This is a genomic window from Iodobacter arcticus (genome assembly GCF_042664895.1).
In the GTDB taxonomy this organism is placed as follows: domain Bacteria; phylum Pseudomonadota; class Gammaproteobacteria; order Burkholderiales; family Chitinibacteraceae; genus Iodobacter; species Iodobacter arcticus.
Genome location: NZ_JBHTBQ010000014.1, coordinates 337332 through 363752, shown reverse-complemented (window position 1 = coordinate 363752; position 26421 = coordinate 337332). Strand labels below are relative to the sequence as shown.

The following is a 26421-nucleotide window of genomic DNA, read 5'->3' as shown; positions in this document are numbered from 1 at the left end:
ACACCCTCCTGCATTTTTGCCATTATAGACTGAGCATTCGCCTTAATAAGCGCCCATATTTTACAGGCCACGTCTCTCGGCCGCTACCCGCCTCAAGCACAATCTTATATTGCATTTAAAGCATATTAATTCGTTGAATCTAACACAGAGCGTAACAAATCATTGAAGCTTAAGCTGCGCAAAAACTCGCCATTTCTGAGTACAATCATTTTTTAAACTAATATGCCGATCAAGCCAATATGCAAATATTCTTATACGACAACTGGGAACGCCAATTAAGGCCATTTCAAGCCATTCGCACCGACTGGGTTGGATTGTACTGTTGCGGCCCAACCGTATATGACTATGCACATATTGGCAACTTGCGTACTTATTTATTCGAAGATATCTTGCGCCGCACCCTGCAATTTAATGGCTATAAAGTGCGCCATATCGTCAATATCACCGATGTAGGGCATCTGGTTTCTGATGCCGACGAAGGCGAAGATAAAATGGAGCGCGGCAGCCGAAAATCGGGAAAATCCGCATGGGATATTGCCGATTACTTCAGCGCCGTATTTAAAAATGATTTAGTCACGCTCAATATGCTAGAGCCCACACTCTGGTGCAAAGCCACCGAGCATATCAGCGAGCAAATTGCCTTTATTCAGGTACTGGAAGAAAAAGGCTATACCTACGCCAATAGCGATGGTGTTTATTTTGATACCGCCAAGCAAAACGATTATGGCTATTTAGCCCGCTTAAACCGCGAAGGTCTCAATGCAGGCAGCCGCGTGGCGCTGGGCGAGAAAAAATCCTCCACAGATTTTGCCCTATGGAAATTCAGCCCAGAAGGCAGCGCCCGCCAAATGGAATGGGAAAGCCCTTGGGGGCGCGGTTTCCCAGGCTGGCATATCGAATGCTCGGCCATGTCGGCCAAATACCTAGAACCTTGGTTTGATATTCACTGTGGTGGCGAAGACCATATCTCGATTCACCACAGTAATGAAATCGCCCAAAACCAAGCCTGCCACGGCACACGCTTGGCAAATTTCTGGATGCACGGTTATTTCTTGCAGCTGGACGCCAGCAAAATGAGCAAATCCAGCGGCGATTTCCTGCGCCTGCAAACGCTGATCGATCAAGGCATCGACCCGATTGCCTATCGTTATCTTTGCTTAACGGCACACTATCGTAGCCAGCTTAATTTTAATTGGGATGCGCTCAGCGGCGCACAAACTGCCCTTGGCCGACTACGGGACAACTACTTCGCCCTGCCCGATGGTGACGAGTGCGATAGCGATTATTTGGCGCGCTTTACCGAAGAAATCAACCAAGACCTCAACATCCCCCGCGCCATTGCACTGGTGTGGGAGCTACTCAAATCCAATCTCGGCCCAAGCCACAAAAAAGCCACGCTGAGGAAGTTTGACGAAGTATTAGGCTTAGGTTTAGCCACCTGGCAACCCGCTGTTGCAGCAGCCATTCCCTTTGAGATTCAAACCCTGGCTGAACAGCGCCAGCAATATCGCAAAGAGAAAAACTGGGCAGCAGCGGATAAGGTACGCGGGGAGTTAAAAACGTGGGGGTATGAGGTGGAGGATACGGCGGAGGGGTGGATTGTGAAGGGTATTTAAGCCACGCCTGAGCAGGTGGCCGCAATGGCCACCTGTAGTTACTCACTACGCTATTAAATGACTTTAAAAATAAACACCTGATTGTGATTTTAGCTGGGTCTGTTTAAATACAACTTAGCCACCTTAGTGAAAATCCGTGATCAAAATGAGAAGAAAAAAATGAACCTGCTATTTGTTTGGATGATTATTGCAATACCGGGCTTAGTCATTAACTTCCTTATTCACAAATGGAGCCTAAAAAAACAAACAAAAAAATCTTCTGAAATTTGGCTACTCATTATGAACGGTGTTTTATTATCACCATTAATGGGCATCGCTATATTTTCAGGCTCAGACGGCGGATATGGCGCAGGGCTGGGAGCCGTACTTATACCCATCGCAAATACTGGCCTAAGTGTGTTGTTTATTATTTATGTAGCATTAAGTGATCGTCCTGAACCAGCAACACTGCCACTGGGCACAAGCAATTCTGAATCAGATCAATCATAATTTTTATTGATTGAGGATAAAAAAGCCATGGCAGGTCCCTTTCCTCTTTACGACTGTAATATCACTTGTCTAGTGCCAATGATATTTACTGTTTTTTGGCCAATAAGCAGTATTGTCCTCATTGGGATGCTGATTATTGGCGCATTTCATCTTAAAAAAGACTCAGGGAAAATATTGTTAACTAGCGCTATAATTTTCATCTTTTGGTGGGCCAGCATTCTTATATAAACGCTAAAAAATACAACATATATTTCTTTGGGCTAATACTGATAGCCACTTGATCATCATTTAATTTGCAGCTCCATCGCTCTAGCAAGGCGCTGAATTCCCAGCTTAATTTCCTCCGGCTCCAAGCTGCCATAGCCCAAGCGCAATGCTTGAATTGCTTGGCCGTCTGCGGCGAAATTGCTGCCTAGTAAGACTTTCACCCCCTGTCTGCTTGCATCGCTCTGCAAACGCGGCATATCTAGCAGCAGATTTATTTTTAACCACAAGGCCAAGCCGCCACTGGGCAAATCAAAACTCACGCTTTCCCCCATTAAGGCCTTAATTTCCTCCGCCATGATATTGCGCCGGCTTTCATAAATACGCAGCGCACGGCGAATATGGCGTTTCAATTCTCCGCTTTGCATCAGATCAGTCACGGCCAGCTCGGTTACCGAATTGCCCTGCCTGTCGATCAGCATCACTTCCGCGGCGCAGCAATCAATAAAATCCTGTGACCCAAACACATAGCCCAGCCGTAAACCCGGTGCCAATACTTTAGAGAGCGAAGAAATATAAATCACATTCTCTGCCGTGCTAATGCTCGCCAAGGGGAAAACAGGACGACGAGCAAAATGAAATTCATAGTCGTAATCATCCTCAATAATCACAAAACCATAGCGGTTCGCCTGCGCCAACAGCTGCATACGGCGCTCTGGCGGCATCATCATGGTGGTGGTGGGGAACTGGTGATGGGGCGTCAGATAAATCGCTTTCAGGCGGCGCTGCTGGCAAAGCTGCTCCAGCTCATTTGGCCGCATACCCGATTCATCCTGCGCAATCGCAAAGGTTTCTCGCCCACAGCTTGAAAGGCGGCCCTTGCTGGCGGATAGCTCAGCGCATCTAAGGCCACCGCATCGCCGGGTTTTAACAAAACACGCGCAGCAAGGTAAATACCCATCTGGCTGCCCCGCACCACGCACAGTTGATCGACACCTACATTCAGGCCACGCTCCTGACTAAGCATATCGCTAAGCGCTTGGCGCAGGGGCAATTCACCACGCGGGTCGCCATAAGCCAAACGATTCGCCCGCGCCGTTGCAATTAAGGCTCTTCGATAAGCTCGCCCCAGCACATCAAAGGGAATCAACCTCGAGTCTGGTACCCCATCGGTAAAATCAATGAGATGCGACTCAAGCTCAGGCAGCACTTCCTTGATCATTTTCGCCTTAGCCAAAGGGCGCTCTGCTGCGATCAACGCTGGCAAAACAAATGTCCCGCGCCTGCCCTGAGTGCAAAGCCAGCCTTGGGCAAGGTTTTCAATGCAAGCTGTTTATTGCCCGTGATGAAAAACGCATCATCGAAAGCGGCCCAGCAGGAATACGCTTACTCGCCGCTGAAGTGCTTTATGAGGAGATGGCTTGGCCGCTACTGATTCAGCCAGCGTAAAAAAAAATGGGCACCATGTGCCCATTTTCTAGTGCAGACGAATCAACGAGAGTTACAACAACACCCGCTCAATCCCGCCATTTCTAGCTTTTTCTACATACTCCGGCATCCAGTTTGCACCTAAGACCGTTTTGGCGATTTCTACCACGATGTAATCAGCGGTAGTGCTTGAATCGTCGTTGTAGCGGCTTAAGCCTTGCAAGCACGATGGGCAGGAGGTGAGGATTTTTACGGCTACGGGCTTAGCGCCCGGATCTAACGCGGCCGATTCAGCACGCAATTTATCTGCGCCCTTTTTCATTTCCTCTTCTTTTCTGAAACGAACCTGCGTGGCGATTTGCGGCTTGGATACGCCAAAAGTGCCGGATTCGCCGCAGCATCGGTCATTCAGCTCTACTTTCTGCCCCATCAATTCATTAGCCACATCGATGCCTTTATACGTCTTCATCGGGGTGTGGCATGGCTCGTGGTACATATAACGCTCGCCGCTTACGCCTGCTAGCTTCACGCCTTTTTCCAGCAGATATTCATGAATATCTAGAAGACGGCAGCCGGGGAAAATCAGCTCAAACTGATATTTCTGCAGCTGATCCATGCAGGTGCCGCAAGACACAATCACCGTTTTGATATCGAGGTAATTCAGCGTGGTAGCAAGGCGGTGGAATAACACGCGGTTATCCATGGTGATCTTATCGCCCTTGTCTTTCTCGCCGCCCGATGTTTGCGGGTAGCCGCAGCAGAGATAACCCGGCGGCAGCACCGTGGTCGTGCCCACATGCCAAAGCATGGCTTGTGTAGCAAGGCCCACCTGACTAAATAAACGCTCTGAGCCGCAACCGGGGAAGTAGAACACCGACTCTTGTTCTTCCTTCAAATGCAGACGTTGCGGGTCGCGAATCACCGGCACCACGGTCGAGTCTTCCACATCCAGCAAGGCGCGGGCAGTTTTCTTCGGCAAGCCACCTGGCATGGGCTTATTAATAAAGTGGATCACCTGCGTTTTGATCGACGCCTTGCCCACCGTGGCGGGCGGTGTTTTCAAAGCAGGCTTAAGTAAGCCCATACGTTTCGCCACAGCATGCGCTAGGCGCTGGCCTTTATAACCCCACTCGATCGTCACCTTGCGAATCAACTTGATGGTGGCAGGATCTTTTATGGTTAAGAAACCCATACCAATGGCGGTAACGGGGTTGAATTTCTTTTTGCCTTCTTTGCGCAAGAAATTACGCATGGCGATCGATACATCGCCAAAATCGATATTCACTGGGCAAGGGTTTAAGCAGCGATGGCAAACCGTGCAATGGTCGGCCACGTCGCCTAGCTCATCAAAATGCTTGAGCGATACACCGCGACGAGTTTGCTCTTCGTATAAAAACGCTTCGGTCAGTAAACCGGTAGCCAGAATTTTATTCCTAGGGCTGTACAGCAAATTAGCGCGCGGCACGTGGGTGGAGCAAACTGGCTTACATTTACCGCAGCGCAGGCAGTCTTTGACGCTATTACTGATCTCGCCGATGTCGGACGCTTCTAAGATCAGCGATTCGGCCCCGAGTAAGCTAAATGATGGCGTATAGGCATTGGCCAAATCCGCGCCGGGCATCAGCTTGCCTTTATTAAAGTGGCCGTTCGGGTCGACGCGTTGTTTATACGCTTCAAACGGGGCCAACTCTTCGCGCGTCAAAAACTCATATTTGGTGATGCCAATACCGTGCTCGCCAGAAATCACGCCGTTCAGATTTCTAGCCACGCCCATAATCCGTGCCACGGCATGGTGGGCGCGTTGCAGCATTTCGTAATCGTCGGAATTCACCGGAATATTGGTGTGCACATTGCCGTCGCCAGCGTGCATATGCAAGGCGACCCAAGTGCGGCCTTTCAGCACTTTCTGCTGAATAGCGAACACCAGTTCCATAATGGATTTATCGGTGCGGCCAGAAAACAGTGCCTCCAACCCAGCCAGCAACTCGCGCTTCCAGCTGACTCGCAGCACAAAATCACGTAGCGCTAAAAATACGCTTTGCGGGATATCACCGCCGATCAGCTCTTTTTCTAAAGGCATGGTCGGGAATGCAGCGCGATACAGCTCGAATGAATCATCCAGGTGATCAAAAATCCACTGCCAGTGCAGGCGTGATTTTTCGATCAAGGCTAAGGCTGTTTCACGACGATCACCGATCAGCTCTTCGGCACTCACCGGTGCATCGCCTGCGTCCACCGGCAAACGGCCATGGGCAAAGAAATCTTGCAGCTTATCGAGTAGCTCCAGCTTACTGGTCAGCGACAGCTCGATATTGATGCGCTCAATGGCATCGGAATATTCGCCAAGGCGTGGCAAAGGAATCACCACGTCTTCGTTTACTTTAAAGGCATTGGTGTGACGAGCAATCGCCGCAGTGCGGGCACGATCCAGCCAAAACTTTTTACGCGCTTCCGGCGTAACCGCCACAAAGCCTTCACCGCCGCGCATATTAGCCAGCTGCACCACGTGGCTAGATGCCAGCCCTACCGCGTCTTCGTCATCAGAAACCAGATCGGCAATCAAGACCATCTTGGGGCGGCCTTTGGATTTGGCCTTGGTGGCATAACCCACGGCGCGCACATAGCGCCAATCTAAATGCTCTAAACCGGCCAGCTGCACGCTGGTATGCGCATCCAGATAATCTTTGATTTCTACGATCGATGGTACGGCACGGCTAACTTCGCCAAAGAATTCCAAACACACCGTGCGCACATGCTTGGGCATACGATGCAACACAAAGCGGGCGCTGGTAATCAGCCCGTCGGTGCCTTCTTTCTGAATGCCCGGCAGGCCGGAGAGGAATTTATCAGTAACATCTTTACCCAAGCCTTCCTTACGGAATTTATTGCCAGGGATCACCAAGTTTTCATCGCTAATCAGCGTTTTGCCATCGGGCTTAAATTTGCGAATGCGGAATGTGGCTTGTTTGGCATCATGGATCTTGCCCATATTGTGATCCATGCGCTCGACGTACATCCAGTTGCCGTCCGGATCAACCATCTTCCAGCTCACCAGATTATCCAGCGCCGTGCCCCACAGCACAGCTTTTTTACCGCCGGCATTCATCGCCACATTGCCGCCAATACAGGAAGCATCGGCTGAAGTTGGGTCAACTGCAAAGGCTAAACCCGCCGCTTCGGCAGTTTCCATCACACGGCGGGTCACCACGCCTGCACCGCACTGAATCGTTGCAACTTTACCTGCTACACCGGGTAATTCGCGGTATTCAACACCGTTGTGCTGATCTAGTTTTTCGGTATTGATCACGGCAGAGAGTGCCGTTAATGGCACAGCACCACCGGTATAACCTGTACCACCGCCACGCGGGATAATCGTCAGGCCAAGCTCGATACAGGCAGCCACCAGCGGGGCCATTTCTTCTTCGGTATCCGGTGCCAGCACCACAAAAGGGTATTCAACGCGCCAGTCAGTAGCATCAGTCACGTGGCTGACTCGCGCCAAGCCATCAAAACAAATATTGTCATTACGGGTAAGGCGGCCCATTTTTTTGAGCACTTTACGGCGCAGCAAAGCCACATCAATAAACTCGCGCTCAAAGCGCTCTACTGCCTCGCGGGTGCGATCAATCAGGAGTGCAACTTGGGTGTTTTCTTGGCGACGTTTTTCGATCTCGTGCACACGATGGTGCATGGCCTCGGCCAGCATATTCAGGCGCTTAGGATTATCGAGTAAATCGTCTTGCAGATAGGGATTGCGTTTTACTACCCAAATATCACCCAGCACTTCAAACAACATCCGCGCAGACCGGCCGGTTTTACGTTGCTGGCGCAAATCATCAAGCACCTGCCAAGCATCTTCACCAAGTAAGCGAATCACAATCTCGCGGTCAGAAAACGAAGTGTAGTTATAGGGAATTTCGCGCACACGATCATGCACAGAATGAGATTGCGGTGGGATGGGAGTAGTAATAGGCTCGGCCATGGGGGACTCTTAGGGCTTGCGGATCATGGGAAGCCCAATTTTATCGGAAAACCCCCTATGCTATAGACCCATTTTTTGTGGGGACATAGCCCCGGCCCCCTTAAACGCCCGTCCTCTATGGCTTAGCACTATTTCAACAGAATAAAACCTTCACACGAATGCAACAGAATGGCGTACTTTTACTACCATTTTTGCTAGCAAAATCACGTAGGTTCAGCTCAATACCCTGTGCCAGACACTGCAAGTAGCCACTAAACCACCACTCGGTTCCGCCCCTGCTGCTTGGCCTGATAAAGACATTGATCCGAGCGGTTGAGCAAGGCCTCTAAAGAAGCATCATCCAAAGTACTAGCAATCCCCACGCTAATGGTAATTTTTAATTCAGGATGAATTCGCGACCAGATCCATGCTTCTACCAAGCCGCGCAAACGCTCGCCCACCTCGATAGCGGCCACGCCTTCATGATTGGGCAACAGCACCACAAACTCCTCCCCGCCATAGCGCCCTACCAAGTCATCCTGCCGGCAACCCGATTTAAGCAGCGCAGCAATTTGCCGCAATACTTTATCGCCTATCGGATGGCCGCAGCCATCATTCACCCGCTTAAAATGATCCACATCAATCATTAATACCGATAAAGACTGCCGGTTTATGCGCTGGCGCTGAAACAGCTCGCAGCCCTGCTCTTCCAAACCACGACGATTCAAAATACCCGTAAGGCCATCATAGCTAGCCAAACGCTCAACCCTTTGTATTTCTCTATGCTGGCTCGCACGCTGGCGGCGTAAATCTGCGTTTTCTAAACGAGCACTTTCCATTTCTAATTGCATTTTCATGGCTTGCAATTTATGCGGTGAAAGCTGACTCTTGATCGCTTCTTTACCAAAATGAAAACGCTTAAAATGGCTTAATGCCAAAGGATAATTACCTCGTAACTCTGCCAGCTCGGCTAATAGCTGCTCAAACTGAAAAACCATATGTAAAGCGTTTCTTTCCATCGCTTTAGATAAGCCTTCAGTTAAATAAGTGGTAGCCAGTAATGTATTTTTCTCAACCAGATGAAGCCGACCCAAGGCCAATAAATTAGATGCCATGCCCCAAAGCCGATTAATTTGCCGATTCAATGTTAATGCAGATTGTAAAGTCTGCTCAGCAGATAAACGATCGCCTAAACCCCATTGCGCCTGCCCTATCAGTCCCAGAGCTTCAGGAATATACTGTGAATGATTAGCTTTTTGAGCAAATAACAAACCTTCTTGTAATGCAGAGATCGCCTCAGCATATTGCAAGAGCTGCACATAATCTGCACCCAAATTAATCAGTAGGGAGCTGCTTAGCACATGATTATTTATTCTTGGCAGCGATTCTGCAGCTTGAAGATGGTGCTCTAAAGCAGCAGCAAAATCATCATGGGCAAAATAAATTTGCCCAATGCCAATTTGCGCCTGGATATACGCTTCATCATTGGATAAATTTAAAGACACATCCAAGCAATACGACCAATATTGCAAAGATAAATCGTATTCACACTGCGCATAATAAGCGACTGCAATTTCTTGCAAGCAATGCATTACATGCTCACGAAAACCAAACTCCTCACCCAGCAATAAGCTATGCCGCATTAAAGCCATGCTTTCATCAAAGCAATGAGCCAAAACACGCGCCTGCACCAGCAAATCTTGTGCATAGCGCAAATTATAATCAGCACGCCTATTTTGCGGGCCTTTTAATTCTGGCGATTTTGGCTTCATCGGTAAGCTCATTGGGGGAGCACGAAAATGAATGACGGCATCATTACTAAACATATAGGCGATTTAACTCGTTTCTATCTACCATTAAATTAAGACATACTAATCCATAATACCAAGGTATTTTATAAGAATTTACTTTCAATTCGAAGTTGAAAGTTTACATACCGGTGGATTATTCTAAATAAGGAAAGCAGCTTACTAATAATGACAAAAACATAAACAACCAGTTTAGTCCACATTTGAAGGCACAGACATTAATATGCAGGCATCAGCTAGGAACAAGTAAATCCATTTCCATCGATCTAAGCTGTGCAGAAGCCGATTGCTCTAAAAGCAACACGCGCAAATTCTTGTGTGCCGTTTCATGCTTTTCTTGCAGCTCAGCCTTATTCATTTTTTGATAAGCAATCGCAAATGCTTCGTGGATTTCTGCCAGCAAATATTGTGATTCCATTACCTCTGCCAAACTTAAAGCCCTTTGCAGCTCATCAATGGCCGCATCGTACTCCGCATTAGCTAAAGAGCAGCGGCCTAAAGCCAGTAAATTAGCGGCCTCATTCCAGGTATTAATATGCAAGCGGTTTATTTTTAACGCCACTAAAAAATTCATTCTGGCTCTTTCAACATCACCGCGCGCTAATCGAATTAAACCAAACACGCTATAAACTTCAGCCTCTAGCTCATAATTGCCTTCAGCTCTCACCAAAGGCAATGCTTGCCTAGCAATCGACATTGCATCATCTAAGCGATTTAAACCAAATAAATCAACCGCAATATTAATCAGGCAAATACTTTGGTAATTCGCATCATGCTCTTTTTTTGCCAGATCCTGAGCCATTTTATGATGAATTAATGCCACTTCAAATTGCTCATGAGCATAATAAAGCTGCCCCAAACCAATATGAGCACATAAACGCTGCGTGGTTTCAATAGCTTGGGTGGAAAGCTCTAAGCAACGGCACCAATAGCGGGCGGCACTTTCATACTCACCCAATGTGTATGTATGGCGGCCCATCAGCTGTAAGGCTTCTCCACGCCAAACGCCCAGTTCATCGGTTTCTGCGATATCCAACACTTTATCCAGAATATCGATGGCCTCACGGTGGCGACCAAAAAGTTGTAATACGCTGGAATACACAGTGAGTGCCGCCGCTTCACTCATGCGACAACCCAGCTCTACCGCCAGATCTCTGGCTTGCGTCGCAAAAGCAAGTGAATCCACGCTGCGCGAAGAGATTAACTTTTTAGCTTGCTGAATAAGCTGATCAACAGAGGACACAAGCATTATTGACACCAAGTTGACTGGTAGTTTACGAGCGGCATTTTAACATTTATAAAAACATGAAGCTATGCGCAGTGCAGCATTCCAAGACTCGGTGCAGGCTTGCTGAGTAAGCCCTGCATCGTATGGCTATCACAGGCTTTAGCGGGCATATTCATACGAATACACGCGGTTTGATAGCAGCCATATTGATACTCCGCCAGCTCTTTATTGCCGATTCGCTGGTAGGCCATGGAAAGTAAATGATGAGCGTCCATCATGTGCTGAGCAAAACCCAGCTCACTGGCTTTTTCTAGGGCGTTTTTAAAGCAAAAAATCGCTTGCTCTACCTGCTGGCTGGCCAGAAAAATACGCCCATGCAAAAGCTGCTGCAAAATATCGCCCCAGCGCCATTCTGCACAACTTGCTTTGGCTTGAGCAAGCTTCTGCTTTGCCATATCTAAGTTGTTGGTTTCCAAGGCTATTTTTGCCATATAGATATAAATCTCACCAATAAACTCTTGATTTTTTGCCTGCTGCGCAAAAGGAAAAGCCAGCACCAAAGCATGCTGGCTTTCATGCCATTGATTGAGCTGAAAAAAAGCAGACGCCAGATTAATCCAGGCCCGTGCATGAAGCACAGCGGGCATTTGACTATTTAGCAGGGAAACCGCACGTTGATGAAGCGCTAGAGCCTGCTCAATATGCCCATGTGCAAACTGAATCATTCCCATGCCAATCAGGGCATTTAGCTTGGCCACTTCAGAAAAAGCATTTTGAGATAAGCAATCGGCCCAGTATTCACCTGCTTCCTGATAATCGCCCAAGGTGTAGTAAGTTAAAGCAATCTCTTGCAGCAGCTCTTCCTGCACGGATAAATGACTACAAAGCGCAGCTTGAGTTAAGGCTTTAAACAGAACAGCAAGCGATTCATCGACTCTGCCAAAAGAAAAAAGCAAGCGGGCATAGGGAAGCGTAATGCGTACCAGCAGCTCAACATCATTAAGCTTACAATCATAAAATAGGAAATAAGCTTCTTCCACAGAGCGCAAGGCCAGCTCCGGCTCAGGAACAATCAGGCGGTGACACTTACTTAATAAGCTTAATATTTCAGCATGTTGAGGCATGTAAAAAGCCATCGGAAAGATAAGTCTGTGCAGAGTATTCTGTTTGATTCCCTGACTCAATATCTTTCGCACAAACTGACTAATTAATTGAAAATTAATACACAGTTTGACTAAATAATTTTACACTAAGGAATATCTGCGTAAGGCATTCTGCGTAAAACGATACTACTTTTACGAAGTAACTTACGATCAGATCGATTTTTATCGTAATAACGCGGGTTGGTTACCATTGAGGCCAATTTGGCCGATTGACTTGCACTCAAACGAGCAGCCGACGTTTTGTAGTAATAACGTGCAGCAGCCTCGGCACCAAATACACCGTTGCCCCACTCGATTACATTCAAGTAAATCTCAAAAATCCGTCGCTTATCTAATATGGCCTCAAGCATAACCGTGATAATGGCTTCTTCTGCCTTACGTAAAGGATTGCGGCCGCTCGATAAAAACAAGTTTTTAGCCAGCTGCTGACTAATTGTCGAGCCACCCGCCACAATGCGGCCTTTTTTAACATTTTTTTCCCAGGCGACCTGGATTCCTTCCCAATCAAAGCCTTCATGGTCCAGAAATTTAGCATCTTCACTCGCCACTAAAGCCCGCTTCAGATTGGGGGAAATTTGCGCGTAGCTCACCCATTGATGGCGTAACTCTGCCTCTGGGTTTTCTTTTTGAATTTGACCAAGCTGCTCCCGCATAAAAGAAGTGGCGGATGGATCCATCCATTTCCACGCTAGGATGTGGCCCAATATCCATAGATTCCACAGTAAAAAAAGCAGCAGTATGCAAAGCACAGCCCGGCCTATCCAGCCAACCATTGAGCGTTGTTTGGCCATTACAAAGCCGCCCTCATGCTCGCCAAGACCGGCTCCACATCAGCACGCAAACCTGTCCATAGATAAAACGCTTCTGCAGCCTGCCCCACCAGCATCCCAAGGCCATCGACACATTGCAGAGCCCCGCCAAGCCGCGCTTCAGCTAAAAATGGCGTCTCACCCTTGCCATACATCATGTCGTAAGCCAAAGAACCGCTAGCAAAAATACCGGCAGGCAAAGCCAAATTTTGCCCAGATAGGCTAGCTGAGGTGGCATTGATCACCACATCAAATGGCCCGTTAATCGCTTCAAAAGCAGACGATTGCACAGGGAGCGCCTGGCTGGTAAAGCGTTGCGCCAAAGCCTGAGCCCGCTCTGGGCTGCGATTAGCAATGCAAAGGCTGCTCGGCTGCTCGGCCAGTAGAGGCTGCAAAACACCCGCTGCCGCGCCGCCAGCGCCTAGAAGCAATATCCGCTTACCAGCAAGAGAGCCGTATCGAAGCAAATCACTCACCAAGCCAGCACCATCGGTGTTGTCCCCCAGCAAACTGCCATCGGCGTTTACTTTCAGCGTATTGACCGCTCCTGCAGCCGCCGCACGCGGAGTAAGCACGGCGCTAAGGCGAAAAGCATCTTCTTTAAATGGCACGGTCACATTTGCGCCTTTGCCACCAGCGGCCACAAAATCGGCCACGACCGTAGCAAAGCCATCGAGTGGTGCAAGACAGCGCTCGTAAACAAAGTTTTCTAAATGAAATTGCGCGGCAAAGGCTTGATGAATCTGCGGCGATTTGCTATGCGCAATCGGATTACCCAGTACAAGATATTTCATAACGCGTCCATATAAGGCCAGCGGCAATGCGCAAGCTAAGCATATTGCTAAGCATATTGATCACTTTAGCAAGATCAGCCTTGCGTCCACGGCAAACCCGCCGCTTTCCAGCCATTGACCTGACCACGCTGGCCAGCGACATTTTTATCACCTTCAAAGCCTTCCAGAATATTAAAAGCATTGCTATAGCCATTAGCTGCAGCCAGCCCAGCAGCATCATGCGAGCGCGCACCGGTGCGGCACAAAAACATCACCACCGCTTGTGGATCAACTGTCGCTTGCAAGGTGCTTAAGAAATTAGGGTTTAGGTCCATTTTTGGATAATGCTTCCACTCATTCATTTCTGAATCAGGTACAAAGCCTACAAACTGCCATTCCGCATGAGTGCGCACATCCACCAGCTTTGCATCAGGCAGCGCTGCTAATAGAGCGGCGGCTTCTGAGGGGCTTAATGCCCCACGGTAAGATAAACTTGAAAGTACTGCACGCTCATGGGCTTGTTGCAAAATGGTATCGACATGGCTCATCGCACTTCTCTCTTTGTGTGGCGTTTAATCCGCATATTTTACCCTGAGCTGCATCGCCTGTTAGATAAGTTTGTTTTACAAGAAAGGAACCAAACCCCAAAGCTATAAGTCGGATTACAATCCATTCAGCTTTAAAAAAACTTCACACAGCAGCCTAGATTTCAGCAGCTCTAAAAACCTAAGATAGGATCGGCACGAAACAGTGCTGGTATCGCACCAAAAAAGCACGCAAGATACGTTTGGCTCACCATAATGGTGCATAGGTAGTTCACGATTATCGTTTATGGCACAATGGATTCAAACGTTTTAAACATTGGCATAGTTATTGCTAAATAAATCCCTATACCGGCCAATGCCGGACACCTTATTACTTTTACCCTCGCAACAATTTTGGAGAATACCAAGATGGCAGTAGCCGACGTTCTCAACCTTATCCAGGAAAACGGCCTCAAGTTTGTTGACCTGCGTTTCACCGACACTATGGGCAAAGAGCAGCACGTTACTGTTCCTTCGCACGTTGTTGACGAAGAATGGTTCACAACTGGCCATGCTTTCGACGGCTCTTCCATTGCTGGCTGGAAAGGCATTCAAGCCTCCGACATGCTGTTGATGCCAGATGCATCGACTGCCAACATCGATCCTTTCTACGACGAACCAACATTGTTTATGACATGTGACGTTGTAGAGCCAGATACAGGCAAGGGCTACGATCGTGACCCACGCTCGGTTGCTAAGCGTGCTGAGCAATACCTGAAAGCCACTGGCTTGGGTGACACGGCTTACTTTGGCCCAGAACCAGAATTCTTTATTTTTGATGGCATCCGTTTTGGCTCTGACCTGTCAGGCTGCTTCTACAAGATTGAATCCGATGAAGGCGCTTGGGCGACAGCCAATAAAGTAGAAGGCGGTAATAAAGGCCACCGCCCACGTCTCAAAGGCGGTTACTTCCCAGTTCCTCCTGTTGATAGCCACCAAGATATCCGTGCCACCATGGTACTGATTCTGGAAGAGCTAGGCGTACCTGTTGAAGTGTTCCACCACGAAGTAGCCAACGCGGGCCAGAACGAAATTGGTACTCGCTTCAGCACCTTGGTACAACGCGCAGACTGGACTCAAATCCTGAAATACGTGGTGCACAACGTAGCAGACCAATACGGCAAGACAGCCACCTTTATGCCAAAACCTATCGTTGGCGATAACGGTAGCGGTATGCACGTTCACCAATCGGTTTGGAAAGATGGCAAAAACCTGTTTGCAGGTAATGCCTACGCTGGCTTGAGCGAATTCGCCCTGTTCTACATCGGCGGTATCATCAAGCACGCGAAAGCTTTGAACGCGATTACTAATCCGGGCACAAACAGCTACAAGCGTTTGGTTCCGCATTATGAAGCGCCTGTAAAACTGGCATATTCCGCACGCAACCGCTCTGCTTCGATCCGTATTCCACACGTATCGTCAGACAAAGGCCGTCGTATTGAAGCGCGCTTCCCAGATCCATTGGCTAACCCATACCTGTGCTTCTCTGCACTGTTGATGGCCGGCTTGGATGGCGTGCAAAACAAGATTCACCCAGGCGATCCTGCAGACAAAAACCTGTACGACTTGCCACCAGAAGAAGACAAGTTGATCCCAACAGTTTGCTCATCTTTGGATGAAGCACTGGATGCGCTAGATAAAGACCGTGAGTTCCTGACTCGTGGCGGCGTATTTAGCAATGACTGGATCGACAGCTATATCGAATTGAAGATGCAAGAAGTAAACCGCATCCGCATGAGCACTCACCCGGTTGAGTTCGATATGTACTACAGCCTTTAATCTAATCGATTAAATGTTCAAAACCCGCACTGGCTAACTAGTGCGGGTTTTTTATTGGCTAAAGAACACGCAATTCATCACGCTGCAAATGGGGCGCTTGCATCAGGCTGGTGACCGCGGTACGCAGCATGCGCTCGCAATCTGGCAGGGCCGCTTGCGGGCGATCAGGATAAAGATCTTGCAGCATGTCGTACATGCCATCAAAGACCGCATGCAGATATAAATTACTTAGGCGTAAATCAAGCGTGTTGGGCAACTCTTGATTTTGCACGGCACGACGCAAAAGGCGCAGGCTGTAGTGCATCGCTAGCTTGGTAATCAGATCCCGGTGCCGGATCAATGAGGTATTTTCATGGCTGCGCTCACACTTAAAATACAGAATGGCAATCACAGATTGAGCCGTACCCGGCTGGCAAAATAAATTTAAATAGTACATACCGGTTTGCACCAGTGCCTCCATTGCATTGCTGCTGTCGGGGCTAAAGTGCATGGTTTCGAGCGCAAACATCCGCTCGCTCATGGCTTTACATACATCAATTTTATTCGGGTAATGGCCATAAACCGCGCCACGGGAAACACCGGCAGCATCGGCAATATCGGCCATCGTGGCCTGTGCTACGCCCTTATCCAAAAATACCAGCTCTGCCCCATCCAAAATGGCATCACGCGTTTTTTGCGCATCCTCTTTGGTCTTTCTTGCCATGACGACTCCTCTTAAGTTCCCGGAATTATGACACAAAATTAATTAATCACGCATGACTGATTAAATGCTAGTATGGCGAATCATTTCATCCTGCCGCAAAAAATTGCCAATCGAGCTTTTATGAGTCAACAAAATTTACAGGATCTTAATACCCTACCCGTTGCCAGCCTATTCTGGCGCTATGTGATTCCCTCCGTCGCCGGCATGCTGGTCATCGGTTTATATACCGTGGTTGATGGTGTTTTTGTGGGCCGCTATGTCGGTGCCCATGCCCTTGCTGCCATTAATCTGGTCTACCCGGTTATTTTGTTGCAAGTGGGCTTAGGTGCCATGATCAGCATGGGCGCAGCAACCCGGATTTCCATCTTGCAAGGAGCGGGAAAAACGCAAGAAGCACGCCAAGCGCTAAGCAACACCATACTGATTATCACGGCACTGGGAATTATTTTGCCCCTGATCGGCATTAACCAGATTGAGACGCTACTGGCACTGCTGAATGCAGATAATGATCCGGCCGTGCGGCAAGAAGCGCGGTCGTACTTATCGATCATGCTCTGGGGTGGCCTTGTGACGATCGGCCAGATGGCGGTCATTTATTTAGTAAGGAACGATGGCAGGCCAAAATTCATTACCTATATGGTGGTGATTGGCGGCTTAAGTAATATTGCTCTGAATTACTTCTTTGTTGTGATCTTAGGCTGGGGTTTGGCTGGATCAGCAAGCGCCACCTTGCTGGTTGAAACACTGATAACACTAGTGGGGCTGATCTATTTCTTTAGCCCTTTTGCCCGCTTACGGATCGCTCTGAAAGATCTGCGCCCACACTGGCAAAGCATGCCATCCATGCTGGGCCTTGGTATCTCCAGTTTTTTAATGGAAGCCAACTTAGCCTTTCTGCTATTTGCACATAACTATCAGTTGCTGGAATACGGTAAGGGCAGCGATGTGGCCGCTTATGCGGTGGCAGGCTATACCGAAGCCGTCTTTATTTTGCTGATACATGGCTTGGCATTGGGAATGCAGCCATTGTTAAGCCATGCTACTGGTGCAAATCAACCGCAAAGACTGGCGCAAACCTTATCCTACGGCTTAAAGGTAAGCTTAGCGATCAGCCTAGCGCTGCTAGCCGTAGTGCAGTTTTTCCCGCATACCATTGCGATGCTCTACGCAGGCAAAGATCAGGCGCTTATCGAAGCAGCAACAAACGCCTTGCGAATCCACCTGTTTGCGCTACCTTTTGATGGCGCGATTATTGTAGGCGTGATTGCACTGCAAGCCATGGCACTCACTCGCCTGTCGATGCTTGGCACCTTAGGTAAAACGCTGCTGTTAATACCGGCACTTTGGCTAATCCCACTGTGGTGGGGCGTCAATGGTGTCTATATTGCACTACCATTAGTCAATACAGTGATTGGTATCATGATTGCTGGCGTATTATGGCGCGAATTGCGCCATCTGAAACAAGCCAGTCACACTTACTCTGCCGCCTAGCCAGCCTGAGCGGTAAGCAAAGCACCCTTGCAATAAGTAGTTGATATTGCAAGGGTGCTTTGCTATTTTTCGTTTAAAATACACACAAAATCAGCTCGGAATATAACAGTATCGCAAGCATCTCTTTAACAAGATCCTTGCATCAACACTAGCCAGCGCTTAAAAATGCCGCCAATGCGCCATAGGAAAGAAAGCCCACATGTCTGTTATTCAAGATCATTATGCAAAATTAGGCATCTCCCCCACTGCCAGCATTGATTTAATCAAATCCGCTTACCGTAAAAATGCCGCCAAATACCACCCCGACAAAAATCCTGACCCAGCTGCAGTAGCGCAGTTTCGGGCGATTCAAGAAGCTTATGAAGTACTGACCGATGCGCATCGCCGCCAAGCATACGACGACTATCGGCAGCGTAGCCTTATCGACAATCCATTAGAGATTGCCCGCGACATTGCCGAAAAATACATTAAAGGAATCATCCAGTGAGCATTGCCCCTTACTTTGCCGATCTTTACGCCAGCTATGAAGCCGAGCTAGATGATTTATCCAGCGATTCTGAAGGCAGATCTGCACTTAAAAAACGACTTGATGAAAAACGCCGGGAAATTGCCCACATCCTGCCGATGATTGAATTTGCCCCAGAAATGGTCGCAGTTATTTTTCACAATGCTTTTAGCTTTAATAGTCCCAAAGTAATGCAGCACATTATTTTTAGCGAGCCAGAAGGCTATGGCGATGATTTTATTTCATGGGATGAGCTAAGCAGCCATTTAAGCATCGCCAACTGGGCAGAGAAACTAATCAATGCCACTTTAGAAGCAGAAGGCGGCGATTTCTTTATGGTCATGGCCGCTGCATTAGAATTTATGCGCAGCAACGGTACGCACACCGCCCACGCCGAAGTCATTGAAAACGACGATTTCGACGATGATGAAGATGGCGCGCTTCAATTAAATGAATCGGGATCAGATTGGCTGAGCGAGCAGGGTTTTGAATCAGTAGAAACTGAAAACAATTAAATCGTTACGCTTTCAGCAAGCCGGCTCAAAGTAGCCAAAAAACTTTTGCTCAGCTCAAAAATTAAAGAGATAAAGGATTTGAAATGCATCCAGCAATCATCAATGCATCAAAATTAATTCTAGTCGGCGATATTATCGGCGCAGAAAAAGAGCTATCAGATATTGCAGATCAGCACGGTGATTATGCGCTGGCTGAAATTTTAGAAGAAGTACCGGCTAAAGACTTACTCGCTATTATGCGTGAATACGACTCATCCAAAGAATCAGTACTCAGCCTGATGGTTACGCCTGAGCAATTTGCCCGCGCCATTGTGCTAGATACGCAATACGGCGATCGCAGCAAAGATAAACTGCGTGCCATGATGAATCTGGTCATTTATAAAAGTGCCGATGAAACAGCGGATTATTTAGAGGCCATTTACCAGACTAAACCAGCAGGCATAGAAACATTAGCGGATTATTTTAATGACTATCACGAAGACGTATTTAACTTTGTGCTGCACGCCTGTAATACCAGCACAACACTGCCTTTTATCTGTGATGATGGAAGTAGCACGCTTGATGAAATTAAAGAATTCTTTGAAGTGTTTCACTCCACAGAACATATTATCGATAAATTAAAATGGAATATTTCCCGCGCAGAAATTGCTGATAGCGATTGGAAAGAAACCATTTGGGTCTTATTTCATGAGCTAGCCGATGTATTCGACCACCTTATTCTGGAACTGCAAGGCCGCTTACTCGCTAAATATATCAAGCAAGAAAGCAAAACGATCAGCAACACACTGATTGAAGATTTGCTAAAAAGCATTGATCTTGAAAATGACGCCGAAGAATCTGCAATCTAAAAGGAAAATACATGAGCATAGTGTCTACCACACTATCCACTTTTGATAGCCGCCGTTTCTTTGAAAAAGCCTTAAGCTACGGCGTAGCGCAAGGAATGATTACGCCTGAACGCATACAGATCATTCACGCAGATTTAGCCAAAGGCATGGTACAGATTGCCAATTACTTTGGCACGGCCTATCTGCGCCCGGATATTGAGCTGGCATTAATTCGTACCGTTAATTTAATTAGCCTCTACCTTGAAAGTATTTCTCAGGGCGATCTTCAAGCTGCGGCCCTGTCATTGCGCAACAATACCCTGCTATCTCATTCCAAGGCAGGGGCTGATATGCTCAGAAAACTGCACGCCATGCCCCGTGAAACGCTGCTGATTCAGCCGCAGAATGAATCAGCCGAAGAGCAACAATCATATTTAAATCAGCAAACTTCGGCTGAGCATATCTCCTTAGCTAAATATCAGGCAGAGGTCAATAAAAGATCTGGCTATCAGAAAAAAATAGATTTAGGTTTTTGGCTGGCAAAGAAAATGAGCTTAACTGCAGATGCTTTTTGTGATGCAGAATCGCTCATTCAAAGCGTAATGCTCATTTTATGGGTGAAAGAAGCTAAATTAAAACTACCGAATCGGGCTGAAATCAGCAAACTCATTAAATCTGCAACAAATAAAAAAGCCACATTAAATACAGAGCGATTTAAGCTATTTTTTGCAGCAGCCCCCACTTCTATTCAGCAAACAGCACAAATAGAAATGGATTTATTTATAGCTAATGAGCTAACAAAAATGAAAACGCCTCAGTTTATGCCTGAGGCCTACTATATTTGTGATGGTGATATCAGTGAAATTAGTAACCATGATCATGAAATCGCCAATAACTGGCGGAAACTCACTCATCAGAATAACGATGACGACAGCGTTATTTCCACCTTATTTTTATTTGCAGCAAGCGGTCTGCCTTTAAAGCCCAGCATGCTAAAACGTGAGGCAAAAGAAGTCATTAGCCACTTTAGAACATCAGGATTTAACTCAGAATCTATCCATGACTTTATTGAGAATAATATTCCTGACATCTATAAAGATGAGCTCAAAAAATTCTGGTACAACGATTTAAACAATGCCGCCAGCGATGCCCTTGCAGATAATGATCCTGATCGCCCTGACTTTTACATGGAACGTGCGCTCAAATACTTACAATCAACCTGTAATGCCACTTGGAAAGAGCGTTATTAAAACTGCTTCACTCAATATGACAGCAGCAGTGACAGCTTGCCCCTAGCCATTATCGCGATTTCCTTGCCAAAAACGGTGGTATGACGTCAGAATAAACGTATACCGCCGCCCAAGGAAAACACCATGAATGCTCTGCAAGCCTTCTTCCCTCCTGACACCATCATTTGTATTGTGTCTATTTTAATGCCGGTGTTTATCGTGGCGATCGTGTTCTACTTTCACCATCAAAAGCTTCAGTTGCAGCATGAAACAATCCAAAAAATGCTCTCCAAGGACTTGCCAATTCCGCCAGAGTTATTTAATTCTCCTGCAAAAGAAATTATAAAAAACTTATCTTCTACAAAAATAAGCACGGCTAGCACTCGCTTGCACCAAGCGCTCACCCTTGTCGGAGTAGGAGCAGGCTTGTTAGTATTTTTCCGCTATAGTGACTTTCCATCCATTTTCTGTTGGACAGGCGCTATTCCACTGGCCATTGGCCTTGCTCAATTACTCGGCGTTTTTCTTGATCCTCTCGTATCAAAAAAGGTAAGTATTGATGACTAAACCATGTTTTATCCGCTATGCCAATTTAGATGATCTAAATCAATTAGCGCCTTTATTTAATGCCTACCGTATTTTTTATCAGCAAGAGAGCAATCTACAAATCGCACATGATTTTTTGCAGCAACGGCTCGCATTAAATGAAAGTGTCATTTTGTTGGCCAGTAATGATGAAGGCAAAGGGCTTGGGTTTATCCAGCTTTACCCTTCATTTTGCTCAATAGCAGCAGCCAGAGTCTGGGTTTTATACGATTTATTTGTTGATGAATCCGCAAGAGGCATGGGTGTATCACGCCTGCTGATGGACAAAGCCCGTCTGCATGCCAAGCAAACTGGCGCAGTGCGCCTTGATTTATCCACAGCCTACGATAATCACCACGCGCAGGCCTTATATGAATCACTGGGCTATCAGCTCGATCAAACTTATCGCTATTACAGCTTAGAGATCTAAAGCCAATCAAATGAAACCGGCGGCGTTGAATCGTACAAGCCGCAGGTTTTACCTCCCCTGTAAATACATTGGACACTGAATATCAAATAAGCCTCAGTGTCATACAATCTGCCAAGCTGACGGGTACAATAGAGTCATCTCTTATCCATTGAGCATTTCATCATGGCTATTCGTGCCGTAGTGTTTGATTTTGGTGGTGTTTTATTTGATTGGAATCCTGATTATCTTTATCGAAAATTAATTGTCGATGAAAAAGAACGGGCATTTTTCTTAAGCCATGTTTGCAATGGTGAATGGAATATCGAACAAGACCGTGGCCGAAGTATTGCGAAAGCCAATCAAATCAAACAGGCCGAATTTCCTGAATATGCAGAATGGATAACTGCATTTTATGCCCGCTGGCCAGAAACATTACGCGGCACGCTCGCTGAGGGTGTTGCACTGATGGAGCAATTAGAAGCTGCCGAAATCCCGCTTTATGGCCTGACCAATTGGTCGGATGAGACTTTCCCTTATGCTTGGGAAAACTATCCCCTTTTGCATCGCTTTAAAGATATTGTGGTTTCTGGCCGTTTAGGCTTAATCAAACCCGATCCGGCCATTTATCAGGCTATGTTTGAGCGAATAGCTCAAGCGATTCCTGATTTACACCCTAATGAGCTGGTTTTTATCGACGATGTGGCCAAAAATGCAGATGCCGCGACACAATTAGGCTGGCATGGCATTCACCACACCAGCGCCGCCCATACCGCAGAGCAATTGCATCAACTAGGCCTTAAATTTTAATGAATCAGATCAGGCAACCACGCATCAGTATTTTGTATTGCACCCAGTGCAACTGGCTGCTGCGCTCGGCGTGGTTAGCGCAAGAGCTGCTTTCCACCTTTTCTGAAGAGCTGGGTGAAGTCGCTTTGCAGCCAGGCACAGGCGGTATTTTTGTGGTGACTTGCATGGAGCAGATTATCTGGGATAGAAAAACAGAAGGCCGCTTCCCTGAAGCAAAAGAATTAAAACAACGCGTTAGGGATTTAATTGCGCCCGAAAAACCATTAGGCCATAGTGAATACAAGTCTGATTAATGTTAAGTTACGCCCATGCTAAAGTATCTTTTAATATCCATCATCTGCATTGCCCCGCTAGCCCACGCTGATATTTATAAGTATGTGGACGAGCAAGGTAATGTCACTTTTTCCAATATTCCCATGCGCAATGCGCAACGTATTTTGGCCGAGCCAGGCGCGATGATCCCTGCGCCTCGTTCCCGCGGTAATGCGGCCCCAAGAGAGCGCAGCCCGCAAACAGCCACACCCGGTAATTTTCCTCGTGTAGATGCTGCCACACAAAAAAGCCGCGATAGTAATCGCCATTTAATTTTGAATGAAGAGCTTAGCAGCGAGCAAAAAAACCTCGCCAATGCACGTCGTTTATTATCTGAGGCCGAAAGCAGCAAAACGCCTGAAGAAAAAGCCAGCCCACAAAAGTATGTGGAAAAAATAGGCCGTATTCGCAATAACATGACTCTGCACGAAAAAAACATCAGCGCTCTGCAATCTGAAATCAGCCGTCTGCGCTAAAACAACCACTCCCCTCTTAGCAAACACTCGCGCACCACCCAGACGAGCAATGCACCACCATGGTGCATTGCTCGTGTATGCTTATCTCTAAAGCACCAGACTGCGCCACTTTTCAGCTGGCCCGCAAATTGCTACACATCTGAAGATACGACCTTGGGGGCCAAGCAGCCATGAGCCATACTCCATTCTCCGGCCTTGAATTTTTAGACGATGCTGTCATTGCCGTTGCAGCCAATGGCACGCTGGTTTACGTTAACCCTGCTGCAACCGACCTGCTCAGTCTGCGCCAGGATGATATCGGGATGACGCTCTCCGCCTGCCTAGAGCCACATAGCCCGATTGTGAGCGCGGTGATCACCGCTTGCACCGAAAACATCAGCATTACCGAGCACGAGCTGCTGCTTTCCACCAATCATGGCGATGTTTATGTCACGCTCACTGCCAGCCCCATCGAAACCAGCGCAGCGGCGGCCTTGGTTGAAATCCGCCAGATGGATCAGCAACGCAAAATTGTGAATGAAGCGAGGCTGCAAGCGCAGCAACAAGCCAACCGAGAGCTGATCCGTAATCTGGCACACGAAATCAAAAACCCGCTGGGCGGAATACGTGGCGCGGCCCAATTGCTATCAAGCGAGCTGCATAGCCGTGAGCTACAAGAATACACCCAGGTCATTATTGATGAATCGCAGCGCCTGCAAAGGCTGCTCGATCGCCTGCTTACCCCGCATCGCCTGCCTAAACTAACCGAGCTCAATATTCATGAGGTATTGGAGCGAGTACGCAGCCTTGCTTTGGCCGAAACTCCCAATGGCTTATCCGTTAAGCGGGATTACGACACCAGCCTGCCCAACCTGATTGCCGATCAGGAGCAGCTGATACAAGCCGTGCTCAATATTGTTCGCAATGCCGTGCAGGCAATGGCAGGAGTGGGTGAGATTTTCTTGCGCACCCGCATCGCAAGGCAAGTAACGCTCAATCGCCGCCGCTTTCCGCTTGCACTGCAAATTCAAATTATTGATAACGGGCCTGGGATTCCCGACTCACTCAAAGAAACACTATTTTACCCGCTGGTCTCCGGCCGCCCCGGTGGCACAGGCATTGGCCTGCATCTGGCCCATACCTTTGTGGTGCAGCACCACGGCACCATCGAATTTGAAAGCCGCCCCGGCCAAACCTGCTTTAGCCTGCTTCTGCCACTCAATGGCTGGCAACACGACTCCACACAGGAAAAACCATGAGCGCTGTCTGGATTATTGATGATGACCGATCTATTCGTTGGGTATTTGAAAAAGCCCTTGCCAGAGAAAACATCTCGCATAGCAGCTTTTCCTCTGCCACCGAAGCCCTTGCCAAGCTCACGCAGGAACAGCCCCAAGCCATCGTTTGCGATATCCGCATGCCCGGCGAATCTGGCTTGCAATTTTTAGAGATCGTCAAGCAAGACTGGCCTAATCTGCCCGTAATTATCATGACCGCCCATTCAGATTTGGATAGTGCCGTCTCGGCATTTCAAGGCGGCGCGTTTGAATATCTGCCCAAGCCCTTTGATGTAGATCAGGCCACTGCGCTGATCAGACGGGCGATCGAAGAAAGCCAGCGATTTTCCACCCACCAAGAAGGCAGCCCAGCTCAAGCAGCGTCGCCTGCGCCAGAAATCCTCGGCCAGGCTCCGGCCATGCAAGACGTCTTCAGAGCAATTGGCCGCTTAAGCCAGTCTGCAGCAACCGTGTTAATCACCGGCGAATCGGGTAGCGGAAAAGAACTGGTCGCCCGCGCCCTGCACCGGCACAGCCCGCGCTCTGCCCGTCCCTTTGTTGCCATTAACACCGCGGCCATCCCTAAAGACTTACTGGAATCCGAATTATTTGGCCATGAAAGAGGCGCCTTTACCGGCGCGGACGCCAAGCGGCAGGGTCGCTTTGAGCAGGCAGAAAACGGCACGCTATTTTTAGATGAAATTGGAGATATGCCTCCCGAACTGCAAACGCGCTTATTACGTGTCCTTTCGGATGGCTTTTATTACCGGGTAGGCGGCCATCAGCCCATTAAAGCCAATGTACGAGTCATTGCCGCCACGCATCAGCATTTAGAAGAGCGCGTCAAGCAGGGGCAGTTTCGGGAAGACTTATTTCACCGCCTTAATGTGATTCGCCTGCGCTTACCTGCGCTGCGTGAGCGATCAGAAGATATTCCCTTGCTGGCGCGCTTCTTCCTTGGCAAATCAGCCAGCGAGCTAGGCATTGAAGCCAAGCGCCTCACTGACGATGCGATGGCTAAACTGGCTGCGTTTAGTTTTCCTGGCAATGTGCGCCAGCTAGAAAACCTATGCCACTGGATTACCGTGATGGCGCCCGGAGCCTTGGTTCAGCCCGGCGATCTGCCACCAGAGCTCAGCGCAGAAAAGGGTGAAATAGCGATTCGCAGCGGAGATTGGTTAAGCCATTTAGGTGCCGAAATCAGCCAGCGGCTTAGCCGCGGTGATAGCCGTATTTTAGATGAGCTGACCCCCGCTTTTGAGCGCGTAGTGATCGAACGTGCCCTCGCCTATACCGGTGGCAAGCGCATTGAAGCCGCAGAGTTACTGGGCTGGGGGCGCAATACCCTTACTCGGAAAATCCAAGAATTAGGGATGGAAAACAGCTGATTTTAATCTGCTCAATCCGGCAGTAAAATCATGAGCCCTTAATAACAAAAGCCGCATTGCTGCGGCTTTTGTTATT

Annotated in this window: 26 protein-coding genes; 16 read left to right on the top strand and 10 right to left on the bottom strand. The window is 48.0% G+C overall.

Features of this window, described 5'->3' with window-relative positions; all coding sequences use genetic code 11:
- Positions 1-239 precede the first annotated feature (239 nt).
- Positions 240-1616 carry a cysteine--tRNA ligase gene (gene cysS / locus ACFQNF_RS09725; RefSeq protein WP_380187790.1) on the top strand — a complete coding sequence of 459 codons (1377 nt, stop codon included), beginning with the start codon at positions 240-242 and terminating at the stop codon, positions 1614-1616.
- Between the two features lie 126 nt (positions 1617-1742).
- Positions 1743-2105, top strand: coding sequence for a hypothetical protein (locus tag ACFQNF_RS09720; RefSeq protein WP_380187789.1), 363 nt, complete (start codon positions 1743-1745; stop codon positions 2103-2105).
- A 284-nt stretch (positions 2106-2389) separates the two neighbouring features.
- On the opposite strand, the gene ACFQNF_RS09715 is transcribed toward ACFQNF_RS09720, so the two are convergent.
- Positions 2390-3130 (bottom strand): aminotransferase-like domain-containing protein, encoded by a 741-nt coding sequence (locus ACFQNF_RS09715; RefSeq protein WP_380187788.1) that lies wholly within the window; start codon positions 3128-3130, stop codon positions 2390-2392.
- Complete coding sequence (locus tag ACFQNF_RS09710; RefSeq protein ID WP_380187787.1) at positions 3085-3576, bottom strand: aminotransferase class I/II-fold pyridoxal phosphate-dependent enzyme; 492 nt, start codon at positions 3574-3576, stop codon at positions 3085-3087. The genes ACFQNF_RS09715 and ACFQNF_RS09710 overlap by 46 nt, the downstream gene beginning before the upstream one ends.
- A gap of 5 nt (positions 3577-3581) precedes the next feature.
- Here ACFQNF_RS09710 and ACFQNF_RS09705 point away from each other — a divergent pair, with 5 nt between their 5' ends.
- Complete coding sequence (locus ACFQNF_RS09705) at positions 3582-3758, top strand: hypothetical protein (protein ID WP_380187786.1); 177 nt, start codon at positions 3582-3584, stop codon at positions 3756-3758.
- 52 nt (positions 3759-3810) lie between these two features.
- Here the strand turns inward: ACFQNF_RS09705 and ACFQNF_RS09700 are convergent, their stop codons facing one another.
- The 7 genes from ACFQNF_RS09700 to ACFQNF_RS09670 all read right to left on the bottom strand — a co-directional run bounded on the left by ACFQNF_RS09700 (position 3811) and on the right by ACFQNF_RS09670 (position 14027).
- Positions 3811-7719, bottom strand: coding sequence for a DUF3683 domain-containing protein (locus ACFQNF_RS09700; protein ID WP_380187785.1), 3909 nt, complete (start codon positions 7717-7719; stop codon positions 3811-3813).
- Between the two features lie 251 nt (positions 7720-7970).
- Positions 7971-9470: a tetratricopeptide repeat-containing diguanylate cyclase gene (locus tag ACFQNF_RS09695; RefSeq protein ID WP_380187784.1), complete on the bottom strand. Its 1500-nt coding sequence runs from the start codon at positions 9468-9470 to the stop codon at positions 7971-7973.
- A 268-nt stretch (positions 9471-9738) separates the two neighbouring features.
- On the bottom strand, positions 9739-10755 hold the full coding sequence (locus tag ACFQNF_RS09690; RefSeq protein ID WP_380187783.1) for a tetratricopeptide repeat protein: 1017 nt from the start codon (positions 10753-10755) through the stop codon (positions 9739-9741).
- Between the two features lie 62 nt (positions 10756-10817).
- Positions 10818-11858 (bottom strand): tetratricopeptide repeat protein, encoded by a 1041-nt coding sequence (locus tag ACFQNF_RS09685; protein ID WP_380187782.1) that lies wholly within the window; start codon positions 11856-11858, stop codon positions 10818-10820.
- A gap of 125 nt (positions 11859-11983) precedes the next feature.
- On the bottom strand, positions 11984-12670 hold the full coding sequence (gene mtgA / locus ACFQNF_RS09680) for a monofunctional biosynthetic peptidoglycan transglycosylase (RefSeq protein ID WP_380187841.1): 687 nt from the start codon (positions 12668-12670) through the stop codon (positions 11984-11986).
- A 17-nt stretch (positions 12671-12687) separates the two neighbouring features.
- The gene (gene aroE / locus ACFQNF_RS09675) at positions 12688-13500 is read right to left on the bottom strand and encodes a shikimate dehydrogenase (RefSeq protein WP_380187781.1); all 813 of its coding nucleotides are present in this window, start codon (positions 13498-13500) and stop codon (positions 12688-12690) included.
- A 74-nt stretch (positions 13501-13574) separates the two neighbouring features.
- On the bottom strand, positions 13575-14027 hold the full coding sequence (locus tag ACFQNF_RS09670) for a rhodanese-like domain-containing protein (protein WP_380187780.1): 453 nt from the start codon (positions 14025-14027) through the stop codon (positions 13575-13577).
- Positions 14028-14432: 405 nt separating this feature from the next.
- On the opposite strand from ACFQNF_RS09670, the gene glnA reads away from it, so the two are divergent.
- On the top strand, positions 14433-15842 hold the full coding sequence (glnA, locus tag ACFQNF_RS09665) for a type I glutamate--ammonia ligase (protein WP_380187779.1): 1410 nt from the start codon (positions 14433-14435) through the stop codon (positions 15840-15842).
- Between the two features lie 58 nt (positions 15843-15900).
- Here glnA and ACFQNF_RS09660 read toward each other — a convergent pair whose 3' ends face one another.
- On the bottom strand, positions 15901-16545 hold the full coding sequence (locus tag ACFQNF_RS09660; RefSeq protein WP_380187778.1) for a TetR family transcriptional regulator: 645 nt from the start codon (positions 16543-16545) through the stop codon (positions 15901-15903).
- A gap of 120 nt (positions 16546-16665) precedes the next feature.
- On the opposite strand from ACFQNF_RS09660, the gene ACFQNF_RS09655 reads away from it, so the two are divergent.
- The 12 genes from ACFQNF_RS09655 (at position 16666) to ntrC (ending at position 26345) form a co-directional block, all read left to right on the top strand.
- Complete coding sequence (locus tag ACFQNF_RS09655; protein WP_380187777.1) at positions 16666-18036, top strand: MATE family efflux transporter; 1371 nt, start codon at positions 16666-16668, stop codon at positions 18034-18036.
- Positions 18037-18235: 199 nt separating this feature from the next.
- Complete coding sequence (locus tag ACFQNF_RS09650; protein ID WP_380187776.1) at positions 18236-18523, top strand: DnaJ domain-containing protein; 288 nt, start codon at positions 18236-18238, stop codon at positions 18521-18523.
- Positions 18520-19056: a hypothetical protein gene (locus ACFQNF_RS09645; protein ID WP_380187775.1), complete on the top strand. Its 537-nt coding sequence runs from the start codon at positions 18520-18522 to the stop codon at positions 19054-19056. Before ACFQNF_RS09650 ends, ACFQNF_RS09645 begins: the two co-directional genes overlap by 4 nt.
- 83 nt (positions 19057-19139) lie before the next feature.
- Entirely contained in the window at positions 19140-19904 is a 765-nt protein-coding gene (locus ACFQNF_RS09640) for a hypothetical protein (protein WP_380187774.1), read from the top strand.
- An 11-nt stretch (positions 19905-19915) separates the two neighbouring features.
- Positions 19916-21133, top strand: coding sequence for a hypothetical protein (locus tag ACFQNF_RS09635; protein ID WP_380187773.1), 1218 nt, complete (start codon positions 19916-19918; stop codon positions 21131-21133).
- Positions 21134-21256: 123 nt separating this feature from the next.
- Positions 21257-21679: a DUF6249 domain-containing protein gene (locus ACFQNF_RS09630; protein WP_380187772.1), complete on the top strand. Its 423-nt coding sequence runs from the start codon at positions 21257-21259 to the stop codon at positions 21677-21679.
- Positions 21672-22127, top strand: coding sequence for a GNAT family N-acetyltransferase (locus tag ACFQNF_RS09625; RefSeq protein ID WP_380187771.1), 456 nt, complete (start codon positions 21672-21674; stop codon positions 22125-22127). Before ACFQNF_RS09630 ends, ACFQNF_RS09625 begins: the two co-directional genes overlap by 8 nt.
- Before the next feature lie 162 nt (positions 22128-22289).
- Positions 22290-22913: an HAD family hydrolase gene (locus ACFQNF_RS09620; RefSeq protein WP_380187770.1), complete on the top strand. Its 624-nt coding sequence runs from the start codon at positions 22290-22292 to the stop codon at positions 22911-22913.
- Positions 22913-23206: an Rdx family protein gene (locus ACFQNF_RS09615; RefSeq protein ID WP_380187769.1), complete on the top strand. Its 294-nt coding sequence runs from the start codon at positions 22913-22915 to the stop codon at positions 23204-23206. The genes ACFQNF_RS09620 and ACFQNF_RS09615 overlap by 1 nt, the downstream gene beginning before the upstream one ends.
- A 15-nt stretch (positions 23207-23221) precedes the next feature.
- Positions 23222-23701, top strand: coding sequence for a DUF4124 domain-containing protein (locus ACFQNF_RS09610; protein ID WP_380187768.1), 480 nt, complete (start codon positions 23222-23224; stop codon positions 23699-23701).
- Between the two features lie 170 nt (positions 23702-23871).
- A complete protein-coding gene (gene glnL / locus ACFQNF_RS09605) occupies positions 23872-24939 on the top strand; it encodes a nitrogen regulation protein NR(II) (protein ID WP_380187767.1) in 1068 nt (355 codons plus the stop codon).
- Positions 24936-26345, top strand: coding sequence for a nitrogen regulation protein NR(I) (ntrC, locus tag ACFQNF_RS09600; protein WP_380187766.1), 1410 nt, complete (start codon positions 24936-24938; stop codon positions 26343-26345). The genes glnL and ntrC overlap by 4 nt, the downstream gene beginning before the upstream one ends.
- Positions 26346-26421: the final 76 nt, after the last annotated feature.

Coding starts and splice junctions, on each gene's coding strand:
- cysS (WP_380187790.1), top strand. CDS start 240: ATGCAAATATTCTTATACGACAACTGGGAACGCCAATTAAGGCCATTT.
- ACFQNF_RS09715 (WP_380187788.1), bottom strand. CDS start 3,130: ATGCGGCCAAATGAGCTGGAGCAGCTTTGCCAGCAGCGCCGCCTGAAA.
- ACFQNF_RS09705 (WP_380187786.1), top strand. CDS start 3,582: ATGTCCCGCGCCTGCCCTGAGTGCAAAGCCAGCCTTGGGCAAGGTTTT.
- ACFQNF_RS09700 (WP_380187785.1), bottom strand. CDS start 7,719: ATGGCCGAGCCTATTACTACTCCCATCCCACCGCAATCTCATTCTGTG.
- ACFQNF_RS09695 (WP_380187784.1), bottom strand. CDS start 9,470: ATGAAGCCAAAATCGCCAGAATTAAAAGGCCCGCAAAATAGGCGTGCT.
- ACFQNF_RS09690 (WP_380187783.1), bottom strand. CDS start 10,755: ATGCTTGTGTCCTCTGTTGATCAGCTTATTCAGCAAGCTAAAAAGTTA.
- ACFQNF_RS09685 (WP_380187782.1), bottom strand. CDS start 11,858: ATGCCTCAACATGCTGAAATATTAAGCTTATTAAGTAAGTGTCACCGC.
- mtgA (WP_380187841.1), bottom strand. CDS start 12,670: ATGGTTGGCTGGATAGGCCGGGCTGTGCTTTGCATACTGCTGCTTTTT.
- aroE (WP_380187781.1), bottom strand. CDS start 13,500: ATGAAATATCTTGTACTGGGTAATCCGATTGCGCATAGCAAATCGCCG.
- ACFQNF_RS09670 (WP_380187780.1), bottom strand. CDS start 14,027: ATGAGCCATGTCGATACCATTTTGCAACAAGCCCATGAGCGTGCAGTA.
- glnA (WP_380187779.1), top strand. CDS start 14,433: ATGGCAGTAGCCGACGTTCTCAACCTTATCCAGGAAAACGGCCTCAAG.
- ACFQNF_RS09660 (WP_380187778.1), bottom strand. CDS start 16,545: ATGGCAAGAAAGACCAAAGAGGATGCGCAAAAAACGCGTGATGCCATT.
- ACFQNF_RS09655 (WP_380187777.1), top strand. CDS start 16,666: ATGAGTCAACAAAATTTACAGGATCTTAATACCCTACCCGTTGCCAGC.
- ACFQNF_RS09650 (WP_380187776.1), top strand. CDS start 18,236: ATGTCTGTTATTCAAGATCATTATGCAAAATTAGGCATCTCCCCCACT.
- ACFQNF_RS09640 (WP_380187774.1), top strand. CDS start 19,140: ATGCATCCAGCAATCATCAATGCATCAAAATTAATTCTAGTCGGCGAT.
- ACFQNF_RS09635 (WP_380187773.1), top strand. CDS start 19,916: ATGAGCATAGTGTCTACCACACTATCCACTTTTGATAGCCGCCGTTTC.
- ACFQNF_RS09630 (WP_380187772.1), top strand. CDS start 21,257: ATGAATGCTCTGCAAGCCTTCTTCCCTCCTGACACCATCATTTGTATT.
- ACFQNF_RS09625 (WP_380187771.1), top strand. CDS start 21,672: ATGACTAAACCATGTTTTATCCGCTATGCCAATTTAGATGATCTAAAT.
- ACFQNF_RS09620 (WP_380187770.1), top strand. CDS start 22,290: ATGGCTATTCGTGCCGTAGTGTTTGATTTTGGTGGTGTTTTATTTGAT.
- ACFQNF_RS09615 (WP_380187769.1), top strand. CDS start 22,913: ATGAATCAGATCAGGCAACCACGCATCAGTATTTTGTATTGCACCCAG.
- ACFQNF_RS09610 (WP_380187768.1), top strand. CDS start 23,222: ATGCTAAAGTATCTTTTAATATCCATCATCTGCATTGCCCCGCTAGCC.
- glnL (WP_380187767.1), top strand. CDS start 23,872: ATGAGCCATACTCCATTCTCCGGCCTTGAATTTTTAGACGATGCTGTC.
- ntrC (WP_380187766.1), top strand. CDS start 24,936: ATGAGCGCTGTCTGGATTATTGATGATGACCGATCTATTCGTTGGGTA.